The organism is Brevibacillus fulvus (assembly GCF_016908525.1).
Classification (GTDB): domain Bacteria; phylum Bacillota; class Bacilli; order Brevibacillales; family Brevibacillaceae; genus Brevibacillus_G; species Brevibacillus_G fulvus.
This window is the reverse complement of sequence record NZ_JAFBEB010000010.1, coordinates 112282-133644: the sequence shown is the minus strand read 5'-3', so window position 1 is coordinate 133644 and position 21363 is coordinate 112282. Positions and strand designations below refer to the sequence as shown.

Genomic DNA, 21363 nt, shown 5'->3' with positions numbered 1-21363 from the left:
TATGGCTGGAACGAAAACATTGGGGATCATGGCGATCTGCAATGGACCCCATTTTTTGGAAAAGGCTTATTACAAAAAGCTTACCCTGATTGGACGAAAGCTGGGCATTCGCGTCTTTGTCTTTTCGCCGCGCCATGTCGACTTTGAAGCGAGACAGGTCACCGGCTTCGCCTACAGGCAAGGCATTTGGCAGCGGAAAACTTTCCCCCTGCCGCAGGTGATCTATGACAGGGTCTTTATCGGTCCGCACTATCGACAATATAAACCATTTATTGAGAAGTTGCAAAACGACCCGGAGATCACTTTTCTCGGGCGGGGCTTGTCGGGAAAATGGCAAGTTTACAAAATTTTGTCCCAATCGCCCGAGTTGGAAAAATGGCTGCCGGAAACGCATCCTTTTTCATTCGTCCGACTCCGCGACATGCTGGAACGATACGATGCGGCCGTGATCAAACCGATGGCAGGCACGCACGGACGATCGGTCATCCGCATCGCCAAAAGCGAAAACAAATACGAAGTGAGCGGACGCGATCGGCAAAACCAGCCCATGCAAAAAATATTCAAAACGAGCCGGGGAATGCAGCTTTTCCTGAAAAACTTCACAGCAGGCCGCAAATTTCTCCTCCAACCTTATTTGCATTTGCATACGCCTGACGGCACACCGTTTGATGTTCGCGTTCTTGTCCAGAAAAACGGCATTGGTCAGTGGCAAACGACCGGAAAGGCAGTCCGTGCCGGTGACAAAACCAGCATCACGTCCAATTTGCATGGCGGAGGCCGCGCCCTGCCGCTCTCCGATTTTTTGGCTGAATATTATACGGAGGAACAACAGCAAGCGATCGAGGAAGAGCTCGACCAAATTATCGAACAGCTTCCTCCCTTTTTGGAAGAATACCACGGAAGGCTCGTGGAGTTGGGAATCGATATTGGGATCGACACAGACGGGCAGGTCTGGATTATCGAAGTGAACAGCAAACCGGGCAGAACGGTCTTCCGCCAGATCAATGATCAAAAAGCCCGGCTCCGCTCTTTAACACAACCGGTAAGTTATGCCCACTATCTCATGAAAGAGCATGTAGGAGGTTACCAAGCATGGAATCTTTAACAGTGCGGCTCCGCTTTCTGAATTATCCTCACGTAACCGGAATTATCCTGCCGCTGCATCTTTGCCAGAAACTACAGCTGCGACCTCGGCAAAAAGTGACCTTGTCATTGGGAAAAAGAGAGGTCGTGGCAACGGTCTTTCAAGACAAGCGAAATCCACAAAGCGATATCGTCAAGGTGACCAGTGCGCTCAAAAGCAGCCTGGGCATCCCTCATCCCGGTTTGATTCATCTGAAGCGGGAAGGCGAATTGCTTCGCATCGGGCCGGCAATCGGCATCGTCACAACCGGACTGCGCGACAATGCACGTCAACCGATTGGCCAGCGAAGTTCCTTTTTTCAAAAACTGTTGCTGGCCCAGGAAGGCAAAGGCGTTTTTTATTATATTTTCAACCCGGCGGACGTCGATTGGGAGCAGCGCAAAGTAAAGGGATGGTTTTTGCGTCCCGACAAGAAAGGGAATTACGCTTGGAAAAAAATTACCACAGCGCTGCCTGACGTCGTCTATGACCGGGTTCCCTCCCGTGCCGCTGAACGGCAGGAAAGCGTCCGGCAATTTAAATTGCGCTGGGCCAAACATATGAACTTGCCGATGTTTAATCACGGTTTTTTCGACAAATGGGGCGTCCATCAATTGCTCTATCCCAACCCGGAGGTAAACGAGTATATTCCGGAAACGTATCACGCGCCCTCATTGCGTACCGTTCGCCTGCTGCTTCGCAAATATCACATGATCTACCTCAAGCCGATTGACGGCAGTCTCGGCTACGGAATCGTGAAAGTCGTTTATCATCCGGGGAAAGGCTACGAAGTGAATTATCACAATGGCAGCGGCAACGTCAAACGAACTTTCACCAAACTGGAACTTCTGTACCGCCATATTTTCCGCTCCCGCCGGGTTAGCTCCTATTTGGCCCAACAAGGGATTTCGCTCGCAACCTTCCGCAATCGTCCGTTTGATTTCCGCGTTCACTTGCATAAGAACCAACAAAATAACTGGGTCATTTCCTGCATGGCAGCCAAAATTGCCGGATCGGGAAGTGTGACCACGCACGTGCGCACAGGGGGGACGGTCATTCCCGGTGAAGACTTGCTGGCCTATTTGTTTGGCAAGCAGCACGTGATCGTCCAGGAGCGAATGGCAGAGGCGGCGATCCGCTTGGCGACCGCAATCGAGCAGGCACAGGGCGTCTATTTGGGGGAACTGGGGTTGGACATGGGAATTGATCGCCACGGGCACGTCTGGATGTTTGAAGCCAATTCCAAGCCAGGCCGTTCGATCTTCAAGCATGCCCGCCTTAAACAGGCTGACGAGGTTTCCCGCAGTTTGATTGTCGATTACAGCTGTTATTTGGCCAATTTTTAAAAAAGATGTACTCATTTCGCCAGTCAAGAAAGGAGGAACTCCATGTCCCAACCGCGCTCCGTCTTACTGACAATCTTCCCCAACGGAAAATGGTATTTGCACGACCAGCGGTTGATCTCCCGCTTTGGCACCGGAAAAAAGTTGAAGGCAAGTGTGGGCAGCTTGAGCAAACGCAAAACGGTTATATTGGGTTTGCCGCAGATTCAGCCCGGACGAATCCGCACCAAAGTACGCTTGAAGATGTGGAATGGACATTTGAGAATCGGGCCGCTGATGGGAATCCTCACGGTAGGAGAAGGCTCATCCTTTTATGGAAACCGCGAAAATTTCCGCGACATCATCCAGTACGGCAGCAAGCTGGGAGCGCTCGTCTACGTGTTTACCCCCAATGGAATCGATTGGGAGGAAAAACAAGTACGAGGCTTCTTGTACGATGAAAAACAACGGCTGTGGATTGAAGCGACACTGCCTTTCCCGCAGGTGGTGTATAACCGCATTCCCAGCCGAAAATGGGAACAAAAGCCGGAAGTCAATAAAACGTTGGAGCAGATTGCCAAACTGCAGCATGTCACTTTGTTTAATTTGCGCTTTTTCAACAAACTGCAATTATTCCAAATTCTAGTGAAGGCGCCCCATGTGGCCAAATTTTTGCCGGAGACAAAGAGTTTGGACAGCTACGAAAATTTCGAGGCTTTTTGCAGCCGTCATGCTTCGGTTTATCTGAAACCGGTGTTGGGCAAAGCCGGCGAAGGGATCATGCGGCTTGACCGGTTTCAAAAACGCTGGCGCTTGCGGCAGGTCCATCAACAGGAATCGGTCACACGGTACTTTTTCAATTTGCGGACGGTATGGCGATACATCAAGCAGCAGATCCGTTCCAAGCAGTATTTGATTCAGGAAGGGATTACGCTTGCCAAGTATCGCGGCAGACCGTTTGACATCCGCGTGCTCGTGCAAAAGAATGGTGCAGGCGAATGGGGAGTCACCGGCGTAGGCATCCGCCGCGCCGGCGCCCGCAGCATTACAACCCATGTGCCTCGCGGCGGTTCGATGCAGTCAACGACAAAAGTGCTGCGGACGCTGTTTGGAAGCGAAAAAGAACAATTGCTGCGGCAAATTCACCAAACGGCTCTGGAAATCGCCAACGCGTTGAACGAGCAAATTCCCAGCCTGGCCGAAATGTCCATGGACCTTGGCTTGACACGCGATGGTCAACTCTGGTTTTTTGAAGCGAACGCCAAACCGGAAAAATTTGATGAACCGGCCATCCGGCGCTCTTCTCTGTCCAATCTGATCCACTATGCGCAACACGTCTCCCGCATGGCGCCGGTTGAGCTCCAGGAAGAAACCGGATAGCCGACCATCTCCAAAAAGAACTGACCTTGACATAAGGCTCAGTTCTTTTTCCTTTTTATGCTACAATCAAGATGACGCGAAAAACACAAGCATGGCGAAGGAGGAACAGGAAAATGGAATACCGCAGACTGGGGAAAACCGGCCTGAAAGTAAGCGAAATCAGCTTGGGAAGTTGGTTGACGTTCGGCAAATCGGTAGATAAGGAAACAACCAGACAAACGATTCACCGCGCCTATGAGCTGGGGGTCAACTTCTTTGACACAGCCAATGTATATGCGCGCGGCGAGGCGGAAATCGTCGTCGGGGAAGCGCTGGCTTCATTGCCTCGCGAATCATACGTGCTGGCCACGAAAGTGTTTTGGCCAATGGGCGACGGCCCCAACGACCGGGGATTGTCGCGCAAACACGTATTTGAACAGGCGCATGCCAGCCTGAAACGGTTGAATGTCGATTACATAGATCTTTACTACTGTCACCGCTTCGATCCGGAAACTCCGGTAGAAGAAACATTGCGCACGATCGATGATCTGATTCGCCAAGGAAAAATTTTGTACGCCGGTGTAAGCGAATGGACCGCGGCGCAAATTCAGCAAGCTTTGGGCACGGCCGACAAATACTTGCTGGACCGGATTGTGGTCAACCAACCGGTTTACAACATGCTGAACCGTTACATCGAAAAAGAAGTGCTGCCGCTTTGCGAAGCGAATGGCATCGGTCAAGTAGTTTTCTCGCCGCTCGCTCAAGGCGTATTGACCGGCAAATATCGTCCCGGACAGGCGGCACCGGCTGGCAGCCGCGGCGATGATTCGTCTCTCAGCACTTCGATGAAAAACTACCTGAGCGAGGAAAATTTGTTGAAGGTAGAGCAATTGGAGAAAGTGGCGCAAGAAGCCGGGTTGACGCTTGTACAGCTCAGCCTCGCCTGGATTTTGCGGCAACCGGGAGTATCGAGTGCTCTTGTCGGAGCCACCCGCCCCGAACAAATCGAACGAAATGTAACCGCCTCCGGAATTACCCTGTCGGCGGACGTCCTGGCCAAAATCGAACAAATCCTCGGCTAATGGAATGACAAAAACCCGCTGGGCAATGCTCTGCATTGACTTAGCGGGTTTTTCGCTTCTTCCTATTTCTCGCTGAAACTCAATTCTTTTTGCAGCGTTTGCGCTTCTGCAAACAGTTGGTTAAGCTGATTGACACTTTCCTGGTCGACAGTGAAGTACAAATCGTCAAACCAATAGCGGTCTTCCGGAACGCAGCGCAGGTCCGGCCCAAAGTGCGCCCATTGCGCTTGCACGCAACGTTCCGTCTGTTCCAGCTGATGCCTTACCTTCACATGTTTTTCGATAATCGGGCCGTAGGTTTGCGCAAGGCGCTCAAATGGCCGCGTTTGTTCCATCCTGGCTAACCGGTACAGGGCTAGGTCTATTTGCAGCCAGCAAGTCGTATAAAAATGAAATTCCAGAAATAATGTAACCAGTTCCTTATGCAGCAACTCGCTCTCACCTGTTTGCTGGTATTGCTCATAGGCCCGCAAAACATCCTGTTTTTTTGCTTGCACAAAGTCAACGTGGTTACGAGCACCGCGATAAAATTTTTTGATAATATTGAATAGCATCTCCGGGGTACGCGGCGGCAATTGACGGTACCGGTTGGGGACATCTCTCACGTCAGGCTCCTCCATTCCATGTAGCCATCGTACATTTTTACTTAGTAGTATAGCAGATTCCACAAAAAAACCCACTGTCGAACAGCGGGTTTCATGCTTGTTGCCCCTCCCCCTTGAGATCGGCGAGCAATTTTTCCATGCGAACCGGGTCATAACCAAACACCGGTTTTCCTTCAATCAATGTCAGCGGGACGGACATGGTTCCATATTGGGCCAACTGTTCCCGATAAGTCTCATTTTGATCGATGTTGCGTTCCTCAAACGAAACGTTCTGTGCAGTCAGTAAGGCGACCGTTTGTTGGCAGTATTGGCAATGATCCGCCACATAGACAATCGCTTGCGTCATCCTGATTCCCCCCTTCCGCCAATGGCACCGTTTCCTTATGTTTATCAGCGGCAGCTCGGCAATTAGACACATTCTGTAAAAAAAAGAAAAAAGCGCTCGCCCAGACGCTGTATATCGAGCACTTGTATCAAATCAACTAATTGCGCAGCTCCTGATCCGGTTCTTCCGGCTGATAACATGCAGGCAATGCGACAATTACCGTTGTTCCTTCACCGTATTTGCTTATAAATTGAATAGTGCCTTGATGGTTTTGAATGATTTTGTTGCTGACCATCATGCCGAGTCCTGTGCCGGACTCTTTTGTCGTAAAAAACGGTTCGCCCAGACGGGAAATCATCTCAGCGGGAATGCCGCATCCTTGGTCGATAAAGCAGATTTCCACTTCATCGGCCGACTTCCTTACTTCAATGATCATTTCGCCGCCGTTCGGCATGGACTCGATCCCGTTTTTCAAAAAATTGATAAACGCCTGCTTGAGTTGATTTTCATCACAGCGAATCATCGGGAGCGATTGTTCAAATTTGGTCACAATCTGCACTTTTTTCATAATCGCTTCCGTATCCAACAATGTGACAACCTGCCTGATCAAGGGCGCAACATCGCGCAGTTGGAAATATCTCGTTTGCGGCTTGGCCAACACCAGCAGTTCGCTGACAATCATTTCAATCCGGGTCAATTCGGAAGACATAATGGAGTAGTATTCCTGCTTATGCTGCTCATTTTTTTGCATGAGCTGCAAAAAACCTTTCAAGGCGGTCAGCGGATTGCGAATTTCATGAGCAATTCCGGCAGCCAGTTGGCCAACAAGCGTCAGTTTTTCCGAATTTTGCAGTAATTCCTGGGTCTTTTTCCGTTCACTTATATCTCTGACGAGCAAATGTACGGCTGGCTCTCCATAGTAAAAGGTCGAAATGCCCTTCAGTTCCACATCAATCACTCTGCCGTCGAGCGAGACGAGCTTTTGCTCGATCAGTTCCATTTCCCGCCCTTGCTGCAATTCCTTAAACATCTCGCGGATGCGTTCATGGCTGGAACTGTCCATAAAGTCGCAAAGCGATTTGCCCAACAATTCGCTGAGGTTTTCCGCCCCCAGCAATTTAATGCCCGCCTGATTGGAAAAGACCAATCGATCCCGCAGAAAAATGATAACGGGGTCAGGCGAGTTTTCTACCAGATTGCGGTAGCGCTCTTCATTTTGCCGCAATTTCTCTTCCGCGTTTCGCCGCTCCGTAATATCGCGAGAAACCATAATAAATTGCTGTGCACTTTCCGCCGCTGAATTGTCTACAAGTTTGCAAGACGTTTCAAACCATTTGTATGTACCATCTTTAATACGGAATCGATATGTCAATAGGAACACTTCATCTCGAAGAATGCGGCTTGGATCAAGCTTGAACAATACATCCAGATCTTCAGGATGGATAAACTCATACAGAAAATGGTCAATCAAATTCTCCGGCGCGTAGCCCGTTTGCAGCAGGCAAGATGGCGTAACATAGCTGATTTTTCCATTCAGCGATACCTTGGAGATGATGTCAAAGGAATTTTCCGCAAGCAATCGGTACCGTTCTTCACTTTCCCGCAGCCGTTCCTTTTTGATGTAATTGGGCGTCACATCACGGGCAATCCCGTAAACACCGACAATCTGATCATCCACGACGATCGGAAAGGTTTTGTTGAACAGTTTGAGCAGGTAACCGCTCTTATGCCGAATCGTTATCCAGTTTTCCAACAGTTCCCCTTTGGCTGATTTTCTGAATTGAGAAACGGTTCGCTCGACGTCCTCTTCTGTCAAAAGGGAGCGCAGCACCGTTCGCTTGCGCAATTCTTGCAGCGTATACCCGCAAATCTTCTCACAAACCGAATTTCCACTTAAAAGGTTACCTTCGAGATCCAATGCATACACGGCATCAGGATTATTTTCGAACAGCGAACGATAAAGTTGTTTGCTTGCCAACTGCTCCTTCCATAGAATCTCAAGGCTGTGCTTTTGTAGTGCCTGTGATTCACATAGATTCACCTTTTCCCCCTGCCCTTCTACCTGTAGATCTTAGGTAAAAGAAAAATGGTCTTCCACAATGGGAAAACCATCGGTCTCTCGAAATTTTCTGGTAATCCGGTTAATCAGAAACGAAAAATTCCCTTAAACCTCGGACCCAAGACAAAGAGCTTGATTCCCATCGCATCTTCCAACATTCATTTGTAAGAAAAAGCTGTTGATACCATTATTATACAATCACGTCGATAGTTTTCAATAAATTATTATTCAACTTGTCGTATCTTGTTTTTATATATATCAAAAATATACAAATTAACTAAAATTCATTTCTTTGTAGATTATTGAAGAAAAACATCGAATGCTGCCAGATGTTTCAACAACTCTTCATTTGGAAATTTTTCTGATACAAGCACTACTATTTTACATAGCACAAATACGTTCAGCACAGGAGGTTTGCAAGTCTGTTCGAAGTTCTTTAAAACGGGCGATCTGATATGATAAAGGAAGCAATGAGAGAACAAGAAACAAGCAATGACCAAGCTTTATTCAACAAAATTGAGGAGTTGCGTTATCAACTGGTCCAAGCATCGCTGGGCAAGAAAAATTTATCCGATCAAACTCTTGTAGAAATTAGTCAGAAATTGGATCGATATATCGTGGAAGTGCAAAGCAGAAATTTGGCAGCCATTCGCCGCAAGCGTGTCCCCGATTATTCATAACCGTCTTATCCTTTGACAACAGTAGACAAACAATGCAATATACGATCTGTTTGCTTGATCGATTGCGAGCGGGAGGTTCCCTCCTGCTTTCTTGATTTTTCCTGAACGAACTGGAATTTGTCGGAGAGTATTACCTGCTTAAAATTGAGGTAGCTGTCAGGCCGGTGAAGGCTTGAATTCCGCAGCCATTCCGTATATCATAATTGGAAAGTAATCCATCTGTTGTTGCGATGAAGAAGAAGAGTAAACATCGGAGGAATCTGCAGAGAGCTGATGGTCGCTGCGAATCAGCGTTGACTCCATGTTGAATGGGCTTCCGAGCACCAAACCGAACGTTACAGTAGGCTTTGGCGTTGCGCCCGAACGTTATCCCGGGTATCGCATAGGAAACTATGCGCAGTAAGTGATTTCAACTTTGTTGAAATAATGAGGGTGGCACCGCGGTTCATTCGTCCCTTTTTAGAGGGAGAGAGTGGACCTTTTTTATTTTCCCCACAAGGAGTGGTTTGAATGGCAACGATATTTTCCGGTATTCAGCCCAGTGGCATTATCACTTTGGGCAACTATCTGGGGGCAATGAAACAATTTGTCGAGCTGCAAGATGACTACAATTGTTACTTTTGCATCGTCAATCAGCACGCGATCACTGTCCCGCAAGATCCAAGCACGCTTCGCGAAAACAGCAGACGACTGGCCGCGCTTTATTTGGCTGTCGGACTCGATCCGTCGAAAATTACCTTGTTTATCCAATCGGAAGTCCCGGCACACGCCAAACTGGGCTGGATCATGATGTGTACGGCTTACCTCGGTGAATTGGAGCGTATGACGCAATTCAAAGACAAGGCGCAAGGACGCGGTGAAGCAATCCCCGGCGGATTGCTCGTCTACCCTCCGTTGATGGCGGCCGACATTCTCCTGTATAACACGAATCTTGTTCCGGTCGGCGATGATCAAAAACAGCACCTGGAATTAACCCGCGATCTGGCAGAACGGTTCAACAAGCGCTATGGAGAAGTTTTTACCATTCCGGAAATTCGCGTGCCCAAAGTCGGCGCACGCATCATGTCGCTGCAAGATCCCGGCAAGAAAATGAGCAAGTCAGATCCAAACCCGGGTGGATTCATCTCGATGCTGGATGACGAAAAGACGATTGTGCAAAAAGTCAAACGGGCACAGACCGATTCGGACAATCAAATTCACTACAATCCGGAGGAGAAACCGGCTATCTCCAATCTGCTGTCGATCTACTCGCTCTGCAGCGGAAAAAGCATCGATGAGCTCGAGCAGCAATATCAAGGAGTCGGTTATGGCCAATTCAAGAGCGACTTGGCTGAAGCGATTCTGCAAACCATGCGGCCGATTCAGCAGCGGTTTAATGAACTTTACCATTCCTCGGCGCTGGATGACATTCTTGATCAAGGGGCAGAAAAAGCCAATTCGGTCGCCAATCAGACCTTGCAGAAAGTCGAACAGGCGATGGGCATGGCAAGAAGCCGTTAACCTGTAAAGCTGGCCGTTTGCTTGTCTGCTGCCGCCAGCCCCCTATCATAGAAGAAAACAAGCAGCGAGCAAATTGCCTCGCTGCTTGTTTTAAATGACAAACCTGTTTGTTTTGCCAAACAGGGCCGCCTCTACCGAATCCAGACCGACTTTTGTTTCGCCTTGGCCATGAACGCCTCGATTTCGTCCACGGTTTTGATCAAATCTTGGGACAGCACCTCACATCCCGTTTCCGTCACAAGCACGTCATCCTCAATGCGAATTCCGATCTCTTCTTCTGCGATATAAAGTCCCGGTTCTATCGTCAACACCATTCCCGGCGCCAACACGCGGTCATATTCGCCGACATCATGCGTATCCAAACCGAGATAATGGCTGACTCCATGGTAATAGTAACGGGACAGTTCCTCCGGCTTTTTGATCAACCCGATCTTGATTAATTCTTCGGCCAGCACCTGTTTGGTTCGTTCGTTCAGGCTGCGGAAAGGAACTCCCGGCTTGACCGCTTTGATCGTCTCCAGCTCCGCTTTCAATACGATTTGATAGATCAGCTTCTGGCGCTCGCTAAACTTGCCGTTGATCGGAAACGTCCGGCTGATGTCGGCGTTATAATATTGATAGGAGGCTCCGAGATCGAGCAGGACGAGACTGCCGTCTTTGACTGGATGATGATTTTCCTCATAATGCAGAATCGTTGCATTTCCTCCGCTGGCGACAATCGGCGCAAAGGCATGTTCCTTTACCCCCGCGGCGCGCAGGGTAAAGTTAAAATAAGCCTCCAGTTGATATTCCATCTGCCCGGGGCGCGCATGTTCCCACATTTGCAAAATCCCTTGTTTCGTAATCTCAATCGCTTTTTTAATCAGGCTGACTTCTTCCGGCGATTTGATCGTCCTCATTTTGGCAAGCTGCGGATACACATTTTGGACGGATAAGTAAGGGTAACGTTTCAACATTTCATCGGCGAATTGCTGCGCTTTGCCGACAGGGCTGTCCCATCCGGTTTGTTCCAAATCAAGATAGAGGTAACGATAGCGACCATTGCTCATGATGCGGTTCAATTGGACCGTAAACTGGTCGACAAAGCGTATCTGCGCGATTCCCGAAGCGGCCCTTGCTTCTTCAACCGTCGTTTTTTTTCCGACCCATTTTTCCATAACCGGATCAGCCCGTTCGATAAACAATGTTTCCGTTGTTTTTCCACCTTGCTTGCTGATCAAAAGGATCATCTGTTCCCGATCCACGCCGGTCAAATAATAAAAGTTGCGGTTAACGGTAAACGTGTAGGTGGCATCGGCGGATTTGTGCGGGGCGAATCCGGAAAAGAGCACAAGAATGGAATCGTCTTCCAGATATTGTCCCACTTCTGTTCGTTTCGCTGTGAAAAAAGCTGGCTCCAGCATAACGGCTTTTCCCTCCATTTGACGCAAAAGTTCAGTGCTTCCTTTAAGATTATCATAATTGTTGCAAGAAGCGATCCTTCTGAGCCAAAAGCCGTTGGACAAACCCGCCTATACTTTTACAATCGTTGCCAGCGCCGCTTCAATTTCCCGCTCGACGCCCTCGCTGACAGCGGATTTGTGCGGATTGTACTCTTGGGCAAGATCGGCATCGGCAAAACCATCGATGGCGACAATTGCGCCGGCCCGCGCTCCCCGGAGCGAAGCGACCACATACAAAGCGGAGATTTCCATTTCGGCTGCGACGATGCCGGCCCGTTTGTATTTGTCATGGGGAAGCGGCTCGACCCCTGTAAAAAAGGCATCGTAGGAGACTGTGATCCCCTTCTTTACAATTCCATCCAGCTTGGCGGCATTTTCATACAGCAGCTGCGCGATCTGTCCGTCGGCAACAGCAGGAAAGCCCAGCGGCACCAGTTGGCGCGTCAGCCCTTCTTCCCGGGCAGCCGCTGTGCTGACAACCAGACTGCCTGGCGGAAGTTCAGCGGAATATGAGCCGGCTGTGCCGACCCGGATCAAGATGGTGACTCCTCCTTTGATCAATTCCTCAAAACAGACCGCCGCTCCCGGCGATCCCACGCCATGGCTGACAACTGCCACTTCGATTCCGTCCCATTTCCCGACAAACGTGCGGTATTCGCGACTAAAGGCCAACTCACGGCAGTCGGTCAAGCGACTGGCGATTTTTTCTGCACGGCGCGGGTCACCGCAAACGATCGCACGCTGCGGCAAATCTTCCGCGTTAACTTCCAAGATCGGCAAAAACATCTCAATCGTACTCCTTTCGCTCCCATTCATCTTCCGGAATCGGCAACGCTTCCCCGGAAAAGCGCTGTTCCTTGAACGGGTCTGCCTCATTGTGAAAACCGTTGCGTTCCCAAAATCCGGGCCGATCTTCGCTCATCAGCTCGATTCCTCTGATCCACTTGGCGCTTTTCCAGAAATACAAGTGGGGGACGACCAATCGCAGCGGCCACCCATGTTTTGCGGTCAACTTTTCTCCGCCCCATTTATGCGCCAGCAAGACGTTGTCCCCCAACAGTTCGGACAATGGCAAATTGGTGTCATAGTCGTAGTCGGCGTGAATCATCACATATTTGGCTTGCGGTTTGATCTGCACCGTCTCCAGCAAATCGCGAAACCGGATTCCTTCAAACTCATTGTCAAAGCGAGACCATCTGGTGACACAATGGATATCGGTGACCAATTTGCGTTGCGGCAACCGCATCAGCTCAGCATACGAAAATTGTTTCTCCGCTTCGACTTCCCCAAATATGCGCAGTGTCCACTTGTCCATATCGTAGGTCGGCACTTCACCTTCGTGCAGGATCGGAAACCGTTCCGTCAAAATCTGGCCTGGGGGCAAGCGATGAGCCAACGCCGGATCAACCGGCGGAAGTTTCATTCGCTTGATTCTATCGGCTTTATCATTCATTTTCATCTCTCCTTTTGTTCGCTTGCCGCTTTCCTATCTGGCACTGCTGTTCGCCCCGGTGTTTTTGAGATAACTCTTGTCGCGGAAAAAGAACATTGCGATGACGGTCATCACATAAGGCAGCATCAGTGTAAAATGCGTCGGGATCGACAACCCTTGCAGCCGAATGCTCAAGGCGTCCATGAAGCCAAACAGCAGACTGGAAGCAAGCATACCGACAGGGTTGGACTGCCCCAGCATCATCGCGACCAGCGCGATATAGCCCCGACCGGCTGTCATCCCTTCGGAGAACATGGTTACTTGTCCGAGCGAAAGCTGGGCGCCTGCCAAACCGCAGAACAGCCCGCAGCCGAGAATAGCGGCATATTGAATTTTCCGCACTTTCAAACCGATGCTTTGCGCTGCCACCGGGTTTTCGCCGACCGCCAGCAGTCGGGAGCCTGCTACGCTTTTAAAATAGAAGAGGTGCAACCCGATCACAAACAAGTAAGCCAGCCAGACGAGCGGCGTATGGCCGGAAAACAGTTGTTCCAGAACCGGAATCTGCTGCAGAAACGGCAAATCCCAGGCAGGCAAGCCATGCATCTCGTTATCGTAATAAGCGCCTTTCACGGAGAAAATGGTACGAAGCAAAAAAGTGGTCAATCCGGCAGCCAAAAAGTTGAGCGCCACACCCGCCACAATCTCGTTCGCCCGCAAGTGGATCGTAATATAGGCAAACAGCAAAGAAAACAACAGTACACTGCCGATGGCGATCAGAACGGCGAGGAACAGATTGCCTGTCAGCGCATTGCCCAAAATGGCTCCGAATGCCCCGACAAGCACCAAGCCTTCCAAAGCTACATTGAAAATCCCCACTCTGGCGCAAAGCGACCCGCCCAACGCGGCCAGCAGGATGGGCGTGACCATCCGAACCGTCGAATTTAACAGAGAAAGATCAAACAGTTGCTCCATTGTTTTTCTCCTCCTTTCTCCGTTTCAAAAAAGAATAGGTGAACCGGGCGGAAATAAACAAAATCAAGGCCGCTTGAATGACGCTGGAGATTTCCAACGGCACGTTCGTATTCCGCTCCAATCCCATTGCCCCTGTTTGCAAAGCAGCCAAAAAGACGGCGGCAATCGTCGTGCCAAGCGGATTGGAATTGGCCAGCAAGGTGGCCATCAAGCCTGTCCAGGCATATCCCGGGGCGGTCAGCGATCCATCGATATAGCGGTATTGCGAACCCAACACTTCCACAGTCCCCGCCAATCCTGCCAACGCCCCGCTGGTCAACATGCACAAAATCATGACTCTCGTCCGATTCACCCCGCCATAGGCGGCAAACAGCGGATTTTGACCGGTAATTTTCAATTCATATCCAAACACCGTATAACGAAGCAATAAGGTCAATAAAATGGCAATCACTACAGCCAAAACAAACCCGGCATGAAGGCTCATTCCCGCAAACAGCTTGGGCAGCCACGCTCCTTGTTCAATCATTCGGCTTTGCGCCAACGCTGCGGAGCCGGTCGTATCTTTAAACGGTTCGGTCACCAGATAGCCGGCAAACAAACTGGCAATATAGTTTAAGAGCAGGGTAGAGATCAGCAGATTGACTTTAAATTTGGCGTCCATCCATGCGGCCAGCAGCGACCAGAGCCCGCCGGCAATCATCCCTGCCGCCATAGCAGCCAGCAGCTTGACGATCCCCGATCCGGGCATATAAAGCGCTGTCAAGGCAGCGGCAACCGCCCCCAGCACCATCTGTCCTTCCGCTCCCAGATTAAAGTAACCGGAGCGAAAAGCGAGCGAAATCCCCAAACCGAGCAAAATGATTGGCGTAGAGCGGGCCAATGTGCTTGTCAAAAAATATAAATTGCCAAACGCGCCGGTCCACATCTCTTGGTATGCTTGCAAGATCGGGGTTCCGGTCACCGAGATCGCGATCGCGCCGGCAAGAAACCCGATCAACAGGGCGATCAAAGGATGGATCAGCGAAGAAAGTGTTTGTTTCCATTGTTTCACGGCTGTTTACCTCCGGCCATCAGCAAGCTGATTTGTTCTTCTGTGGCTGTTTCTGCGTTTAGCTCCCCAACCACTTTTCCTTCAAACATGACCAGAATCCGGTCAGACAACGTCATAATCTCCGACAATTCCGAAGAGACGAGCAAGACAGCTTCGCCCCGATTCCGCTTGTCCATCAGTTGCTGATGAATAAACTCCATCGCCCCGATATCGACGCCACGCGTCGGTTCGCAAGCCAGCAAAAAAGGAGTTGCGTGTCCAATTTCCCGCGCAACAATCACCTTTTGCAAATTCCCCCCCGACAAGTTTTGCGCCTTGTTGGCAAGTGAACTCGTTTTGATCGCAAACGAGTTGATCCAACCGGTAACCAGCTGATCCAACTTTCGCTGGCGAAGAATGCCCCCGCGTTGAAATTCCTTTAAGCGGTGATGCCCCATGATGGCGTTGTCCTTGACGCTGGCTTCCTTGGCCGTTCCCCACAAATACCGGTCTTCGGGAATATGCGCCAGCCCCGCTTCCCTGATCTGTTTAACGGAGCGATTGGTGATCTCCTTGCCTTGAAGCAGGACCGTTCCTTCATCAACCGGCAGCAAACCGGTCAAGGCTTGGACAAGCTCCGACTGCCCATTTCCGGAGATACCGGCAATTCCGACAATTTCGCCGCTGCGCACATGAAAGGAAACATGATCCAGCAGCGGTTTTCCCTTTTTCCCCCGAATAAACAGCCTGTTTACTTGTAAAAGCGGTTGCCCGGCTTGTTGCGTTTCCCGTCTGATGCCGTCCAATTCCCGGCCCACCATCAAGCGGGAAACTTCCTCCACAGTCGTTTGACTGGCTTCAAGCTGTCCGGTCACCCGACCATTGCGCAGCACAGTGATCCGATCCGCCACTTCCATCACTTCATGCAGTTTGTGCGTGATCAGGATGATGCTTTTCCCTTGCTCGGCCAACCCGCGCAAAGTGATGAGCAATTCCTTTACTTCCAATGGCGTCAAAACGGCGGTCGGTTCATCGAGAATAATGATTTTGGCACCGTTGTACAGCACTTTCAAAATTTCCACCCGCTGCTGTGTCCCCAACGGGCAATCCCCTACCTTTTGCCCAGGGGCGATGGGCAGCCGAAACCGTTCGGCCAACGCTCCCACCTGAGCAATCGCCTGTTTCCGGTCAAACCAGATCGATTTTCGCGGTTCGTTGCCGATTACAATATTTTCTGCAATCGTTCGGGAAGGAAACAGCATAAAGTGTTGGTGTACCATACCGATTCCGCTGTCAATCGCTTCCGCAGGATTCGCAAACCGCTTTTCTGCCCCATGGATACGGATCGTGCCGGAAGTCGGTTGTTCCATCCCGTATAAAATTCGCATCAACGTCGTTTTCCCCGCCCCGTTTTCGCCAACGATGGCGTGAATCTCCCCCTCGCGCAAAGCAAAGCTGATCTCCTGGTTAGCGGTAAATTGCCCGTATTTTTTCGTAATCCGCTCCATTTCCAAGATGGTTTCCACTGTCGCGCCTTCCTTTCTGTTTAGCCGAGTCTTCGTGCCAAAGCGATATTTGACGATCTAGCAGTCGAAAAAGAAGAGAACCGTCTGCGCGAGACGCAGCCGGTTCGGTTCTATGCAATTTTATTGCTTGGTTGGATCGGCGACCGTAATCTTGCCGGAAATGATGTCATCTTTGATCTGTTTGACTTTTTTGATCGTCTCCTGCGAAATAAACGGATTGACCGGCGTTTTGCTCTCATGGGTGATATAGGTCACGCCCACCCCGTTTTCTTTTAAGCCATATTCGGATACGCCCGGTTGATAGTTTCCTTGCGCGAACTGTTTGACCGTATCATAGGCTACCGCATCGGTATCTTTTAATTGTGACAAGACGATATGCGCCGGGTCCATTTCGGTCCGGTCTACGTCTTGTCCCGATGTATAGAAATTCTTTTCCTTGGCTGCTTCGAACACACCCAAATCGCCGACCGCGGAGGCGCCGAAGACAAAATCAGCTCCTTGCGAGTTTTGCAGCAAGGCCAATTCTTTCGCCTTCGCCGGATCGGAGAAGCTGCCCACATAGTTGACCGACACGGAAGCGTTTGGATTGGTCGCTTTTACACCCTCTTGAAAACTGACCGTCCACTTTTTCAACATCGGGATATCTTGAGCGGCTACGACGCCCAGCTTGTTGGTTTTGGTCGATAACCCTGCAGCTGCCCCCACCAAATAAGCTGCTTCTTGTTCGCGAAAGACGACGCTGCGCACATTGGGCAAATCGACGACCGTGTCAATGACAGCGAATTTTTTGTCCGGATTTTCGGCGGCCACTTTTTTCAAAGCATCCTCCGATTCAAACGAAGACGTAATGATCAAATCGTAACCTTCCGCAACTGCTACCCGCAAATTTTGCTCAATGGCGGCCTGATCGGTCGACTCGATTGTTTTTTCCTCTACTCCAAATTCCTCTGCCGCTTTCTTCGTCCCTTCATCCATCAGTTGAAAAAACGGGTTTACCCCAATTTTTTCAGGAAGAATGAGCGCCACCTTCTGCTTCGCCTGCTGAGGCTGCTCTCCGTTTCCCCCGGTGTTTTCCGTCGCCGCCTGGTTATTCCCCGAGCAGCCAGCCGCCAGCAAAGCGACGAACGATAATGCCATCATTGCCTTTTTCATCTTTCTCTCCCGCTCCCTCTCCCGATTGGTTGCAAATTTTTTTCAATTCCGAAAACGTTGACAGCAAAAAAGCCTCTTCCTTAGGAAGAGGCTTGTCTTTCATGTGCACTCTCCCTTATCTTTCAGGAAAATCCTGCAGGAATTGGCACCTTCCTGAAGCCATCGCTTCAAGGGGTTGCCGGGCTTCATCGGGCCAGACCCTCCGCCTCTCTCGATAAGAGCTGTGTTTTCTGAACAATATGAATGAATAGTAGCAAGATTGATACAAAATGTCAACAAACGGTCCGCACACATTTGATCCCATTAATCGCGCAAAAGTTTTTCCAAATCATTCGCCGGCACCGGCGGGCTGATCAGATAGCCCTGAATCTCATGGCAGTCGAGTTGTTCCAAATAATCGCGTTGTTGGTCATGCTCCACCCCTTCGGCGATCACTTTTAATTGCAAGCTTTTCGACAGGGAGATGATCGCTTTCACAATGGCCATATGGTCTTGCCTCTCGATCATTTCCCGAATAAAGGATTGGTCGATTTTCAACGTGCTGATCGGAAACCGGCTGATATAGCTGAGCGAAGAATAGCCTGTGCCAAAATCGTCAATGGAGAGGCTGATGCCATGCCGCTTCAATTCATTCATGATTTCGATCGCCTGCGCAACATTGTTCATTGCCGTGCTTTCCGTAATTTCCAGCTCCAGCCATTCTGGCGACAATCCCGTTTCCTGCAAAATTTGCTTGATCATTCCGACCAGATTTTCCTGGCTAAACTGTTTGCCGGACAAATTGACCGCCAGCTTGAGCGGAGGCAGACCCGCCTTTTGCCAACGTACAACCTGTTCACAAGCGGTCCGCAGTACCCATGCTCCGATCGGAATGATCAGGCCGGTTTCCTCGGCAACCGGGATAAATTCACCCGGGGAAACCAACCCGCGCTGCGGATGTTGCCAGCGAATCAGCGCCTCTACACCTTTGATTTGATTGGTCGCCAATTCCATTTTGGGCTGGTAGTAGACGGTCAGTTCACCACGTTCCAGTGCTTTGCGCAAACCGATTTCCAGCTTCAGCCTTTTCCCGGCCATATCGTTCATATCCGAAGTATAGAAACGATAACTCGTCCCACCCGTTTCCTTGGTCAAAAACATAGCCATTTCCGCGTTCCGGATCAAGGACTCACCCTCTGTCCCATCATAAGGATAAATGCTGATGCCGATATTCAAATGAACGGCCAGATCTTGATCTTCGATGCTGAACGGTTGTTCGAAAGCCGACACAATTTTATGTATCACGCTGGTTATTTCATCCAGCTGTTTGATCGATAACAACAGGATGGCAAACTCATCTCCGCCCATTCGGGCAACCATTCCTTGCTGTCCGATGATTTGCGCCAAGCGCTGCGCGACCGCCTGCAACAGTTGATCGCCAAAGTGTGAACCGAAGCTTTCGTTCACTTGGCGAAATTGGGCAAGATTCAGCATTACGACTGTCGGAATCCGGTCCTGGCCGTCTGCGGTGGCCAATACCGTCTGCAAGTTGGCCATAAAGGAATTGCGATTGGCCAGTTCGGTCAACGGATCGTGTGTATATTGGAAATGCAGACGTTTCTCGAATTTTTTCGTGGTGGTAATATCGCTGAAAATCCCCAAATACCCGAGAGTCCGCTCCTCTTCATCGAGCAGCGTCATCATTTTTAGTTTTTGGATATAAATTTCACCGTCTTTTTTCCGATTCCAAATTTCCCCTTCCCAACTTCCCTTTTGATGGATGGATGCCCACATGTTTTGGTAAAACTGTTCATTATGATGTCCTGACTTCAGAATACTTGGTTTTTTCCCATATACATCCGGCAAGGTGTATCCGGTCACCTTGGTAAACGCTGGATTTATTTCTCGAATCAGCCCATCTCGGTCCGTAACCAGTACCCCTTCAGACATAAGGTTGTACACAAGCATGGCAAAACGTTGACGGACTTTTGTGGACATTTGCTTCATACGAACTATTCTCCTTATATTTGGCTGGAATCGTGACTATTTTACTATCTTTTTGGACAAAACGGAATCCTGTCCCGCCTGAAAAATGTGTCGTCTCAGCGAATATCCCGCTTACTGCCTGGGAAACGTTCATTTTTGCCGTTTCTGTCATGTTTAGCTAACGCTTGGGGAATCCTACACCATCAGAAGTACATCAATAAGTAGGAGGTTCTTTCAGCTATGACCTTCATCACCTCCATCGGAATTATTCTCCTCTTTGTATTGTGGGGAATCGTTTCTCCCGTGCACTTCGCGGAAACCGCGAACGAGCTGCTGGCCTTCACAACAGCTAAGTTTGGCTGGTTTTATTTAATCGTTACCTTTTTCTATTTGATCTTTTGTCTCTATCTCGCTTTTAGTAAATTTGGACACATAAGGCTTGGCAACGATGATGACGAACCCGAATACTCGACCCTAAGCTGGTTTGCCATGCTGTTCAGCGCCGGAATGGGAATCGGCCTTGTTTTCTGGGGTGTGGCGGAACCGGTCTCTCATTATTTCGAGCCGCCAGCAGAGATTGTCCCGCAGTCTCCGGAAGCAGCCAGGGCGGCTATGCGCTACTCTTTTTTTCATTGGGGACTGCATCCTTGGGGAATCTATGGCGTCATTGCCTTGTCATTGGCTTATTTTCAGTTTCGCAAAGGGACAAAAGGACTGATATCGGCTACCTTTTATCCGCTGCTAAAGGAACGCGTCAATGGCCCGATCGGGAAGTTGATTGATATATTGGCGATCATCGCCACCGCGTTTGGAGTAGCGACGTCGTTGGGACTGGGCACCTTGCAAATTAACGGCGGGCTCAAGCATCTGCTGGGGCTTCCGAACGCAATAATCATACAGTTGCTGATTATCGCAGTGATCACCGTCCTTTATTTGATCTCTGCGACATCCGGACTGGATAAAGGAATGAAAATCTTGAGCAACGCCAATCTCATGCTGGCGGCAGCCTTATTGCTGTTTACCTTGTTGCTCGGCCCGACCTTTTTTATTTTTGACACCTTTACCACCACCTTGGGCAGTTATTTGCAAAATCTTATTCAAATGAGCATGCGGTTGACTCCATTTGTGGAAAGCAGCTGGATTCGAAACTGGACGTTATTTTACTGGGCTTGGTGGATTGCTTGGGCTCCGTTTGTCGGAACGTTTATCGCTCGCGTCTCCAAGGGCCGAACGATCCGGGAATTTATGATCGGGGTTTTGCTCACCCCCAGCCTGCTCAGTTTTTTCTGGTTTTCTGTATTCGGCGGGACCGGGCTGCATCAAGAAATGTTTGAGAATCTGCCCGTTGGCGAGGCTGTCCAAAACGATATTACAACGGCGCTGTTTATTACTCTGCAGCACCTCCCCCTCGGTACCATCGTGGTCATCTTGGCAACTTTGCTGATCATAACCTTTTTTATCACTTCGGCCGATTCGGCCACATTTGTGCTGGGCATGTTATCGTCCAATGGAAATCTCAATCCTTCCAACCGGATCAAAATTTCCTGGGGGCTTGTTCAGTCGTTGGTCGCAGTGGTTTTATTGCTGAGCGGCGGACTTGACGCGCTGCAAACAGCTTCGATTGTCACGGCCTTGCCTTTTGCCGTCATTATGCTGGGCATGTGCATCTCTCTGTACCTGTCGTTAAAAGACGAGGAACGGGAATACCGCGGGCGATTGAAAGAGAAACAAAAGAAACTGGATAAATTGCTGACGGAAAAGTATCCGACAACCTAAAATGCCGCCG

Annotated in this window: 20 protein-coding genes, 1 riboswitch and 1 other annotated feature; of the genes, 7 read left to right on the top strand and 13 right to left on the bottom strand. The window is 49.8% G+C overall.

Annotated features, from left to right (window positions below):
• The first annotated feature begins 1 nt into the window (after position 1).
• From JOD01_RS14380 to JOD01_RS14365, 4 genes are all read left to right on the top strand, one after another.
• Positions 2-1105: a YheC/YheD family endospore coat-associated protein gene (locus tag JOD01_RS14380; RefSeq protein ID WP_239565464.1), complete on the top strand. Its 1104-nt coding sequence runs from the start codon at positions 2-4 to the stop codon at positions 1103-1105.
• Complete coding sequence (locus JOD01_RS14375) at positions 1093-2469, top strand: YheC/YheD family endospore coat-associated protein (protein ID WP_204519008.1); 1377 nt, start codon at positions 1093-1095, stop codon at positions 2467-2469. The genes JOD01_RS14380 and JOD01_RS14375 overlap by 13 nt, the downstream gene beginning before the upstream one ends.
• 42 nt (positions 2470-2511) lie before the next feature.
• Positions 2512-3825 carry a YheC/YheD family endospore coat-associated protein gene (locus JOD01_RS14370; RefSeq protein ID WP_204519007.1) on the top strand — a complete coding sequence of 438 codons (1314 nt, stop codon included), beginning with the start codon at positions 2512-2514 and terminating at the stop codon, positions 3823-3825.
• Between the two features lie 113 nt (positions 3826-3938).
• The gene (locus JOD01_RS14365) at positions 3939-4886 is read left to right on the top strand and encodes an aldo/keto reductase family protein (RefSeq protein ID WP_204519006.1); all 948 of its coding nucleotides are present in this window, start codon (positions 3939-3941) and stop codon (positions 4884-4886) included.
• A gap of 62 nt (positions 4887-4948) precedes the next feature.
• Here the strand turns inward: JOD01_RS14365 and JOD01_RS14360 are convergent, their stop codons facing one another.
• From JOD01_RS14360 to JOD01_RS14350, 3 genes are all read right to left on the bottom strand, one after another.
• Entirely contained in the window at positions 4949-5491 is a 543-nt protein-coding gene (locus JOD01_RS14360; protein ID WP_204519005.1) for a hypothetical protein, read from the bottom strand.
• Positions 5492-5582: 91 nt separating this feature from the next.
• Entirely contained in the window at positions 5583-5837 is a 255-nt protein-coding gene (locus JOD01_RS14355; RefSeq protein ID WP_204519004.1) for a glutaredoxin family protein, read from the bottom strand.
• Between the two features lie 136 nt (positions 5838-5973).
• Entirely contained in the window at positions 5974-7794 is a 1821-nt protein-coding gene (locus JOD01_RS14350; RefSeq protein ID WP_204519003.1) for a PAS domain-containing sensor histidine kinase, read from the bottom strand.
• A gap of 551 nt (positions 7795-8345) precedes the next feature.
• On the opposite strand from JOD01_RS14350, the gene JOD01_RS14345 reads away from it, so the two are divergent.
• Together JOD01_RS14345 and trpS are read left to right on the top strand one after the other, a co-directional pair.
• Positions 8346-8555, top strand: coding sequence for an aspartyl-phosphate phosphatase Spo0E family protein (locus tag JOD01_RS14345; RefSeq protein ID WP_204519002.1), 210 nt, complete (start codon positions 8346-8348; stop codon positions 8553-8555).
• 221 nt (positions 8556-8776) lie between these two features.
• Positions 8777-9015: a binding site (T-box leader), on the top strand.
• Between the two features lie 50 nt (positions 9016-9065).
• Complete coding sequence (gene trpS / locus JOD01_RS14340; protein ID WP_204519001.1) at positions 9066-10055, top strand: tryptophan--tRNA ligase; 990 nt, start codon at positions 9066-9068, stop codon at positions 10053-10055.
• On the opposite strand, the gene JOD01_RS19895 is transcribed toward trpS, so the two are convergent.
• The 10 genes from JOD01_RS19895 to JOD01_RS14295 all read right to left on the bottom strand — a co-directional run bounded on the left by JOD01_RS19895 (position 10052) and on the right by JOD01_RS14295 (position 19598).
• Positions 10052-10174, bottom strand: coding sequence for a hypothetical protein (locus JOD01_RS19895; protein WP_275581961.1), 123 nt, complete (start codon positions 10172-10174; stop codon positions 10052-10054). The two genes, trpS and JOD01_RS19895, sit on opposite strands and share 4 nt — an antisense overlap.
• 12 nt (positions 10175-10186) lie before the next feature.
• Positions 10187-11455 carry an aminopeptidase P family protein gene (locus JOD01_RS14335; protein ID WP_420829091.1) on the bottom strand — a complete coding sequence of 423 codons (1269 nt, stop codon included), beginning with the start codon at positions 11453-11455 and terminating at the stop codon, positions 10187-10189.
• 111 nt (positions 11456-11566) lie between these two features.
• Positions 11567-12283, bottom strand: coding sequence for a nucleoside phosphorylase (locus JOD01_RS14330; protein ID WP_204518999.1), 717 nt, complete (start codon positions 12281-12283; stop codon positions 11567-11569).
• Between the two features lies 1 nt (position 12284).
• Complete coding sequence (locus JOD01_RS14325; protein ID WP_204518998.1) at positions 12285-12950, bottom strand: sulfite oxidase-like oxidoreductase; 666 nt, start codon at positions 12948-12950, stop codon at positions 12285-12287.
• A gap of 33 nt (positions 12951-12983) precedes the next feature.
• The gene (locus JOD01_RS14320) at positions 12984-13904 is read right to left on the bottom strand and encodes an ABC transporter permease (protein WP_204518997.1); all 921 of its coding nucleotides are present in this window, start codon (positions 13902-13904) and stop codon (positions 12984-12986) included.
• A complete protein-coding gene (locus JOD01_RS14315) occupies positions 13888-14955 on the bottom strand; it encodes an ABC transporter permease subunit (protein ID WP_204518996.1) in 1068 nt (355 codons plus the stop codon). Before JOD01_RS14315 ends, JOD01_RS14320 begins: the two co-directional genes overlap by 17 nt.
• A complete protein-coding gene (locus JOD01_RS14310; protein WP_204519020.1) occupies positions 14952-16442 on the bottom strand; it encodes an ABC transporter ATP-binding protein in 1491 nt (496 codons plus the stop codon). Before JOD01_RS14310 ends, JOD01_RS14315 begins: the two co-directional genes overlap by 4 nt.
• A 138-nt stretch (positions 16443-16580) precedes the next feature.
• On the bottom strand, positions 16581-17612 hold the full coding sequence (locus JOD01_RS14305; protein ID WP_204518995.1) for a BMP family lipoprotein: 1032 nt from the start codon (positions 17610-17612) through the stop codon (positions 16581-16583).
• On the bottom strand, positions 17548-17715 hold the full coding sequence (locus JOD01_RS14300) for a hypothetical protein (protein ID WP_204518994.1): 168 nt from the start codon (positions 17713-17715) through the stop codon (positions 17548-17550). The genes JOD01_RS14305 and JOD01_RS14300 overlap by 65 nt, the downstream gene beginning before the upstream one ends.
• 9 nt (positions 17716-17724) lie before the next feature.
• Positions 17725-17833, bottom strand: a riboswitch (SAM riboswitch).
• Between the two features lie 82 nt (positions 17834-17915).
• Positions 17916-19598, bottom strand: a complete 1683-nt coding sequence (locus JOD01_RS14295) for a putative bifunctional diguanylate cyclase/phosphodiesterase (RefSeq protein WP_204518993.1) — start codon at positions 19596-19598, stop codon at positions 17916-17918.
• Positions 19599-19817: 219 nt separating this feature from the next.
• On the opposite strand from JOD01_RS14295, the gene JOD01_RS14290 reads away from it, so the two are divergent.
• On the top strand, positions 19818-21353 hold the full coding sequence (locus JOD01_RS14290; protein WP_204518992.1) for a glycine betaine uptake BCCT transporter: 1536 nt from the start codon (positions 19818-19820) through the stop codon (positions 21351-21353).
• The last annotated feature ends 10 nt before the right edge of the window (positions 21354-21363 follow it).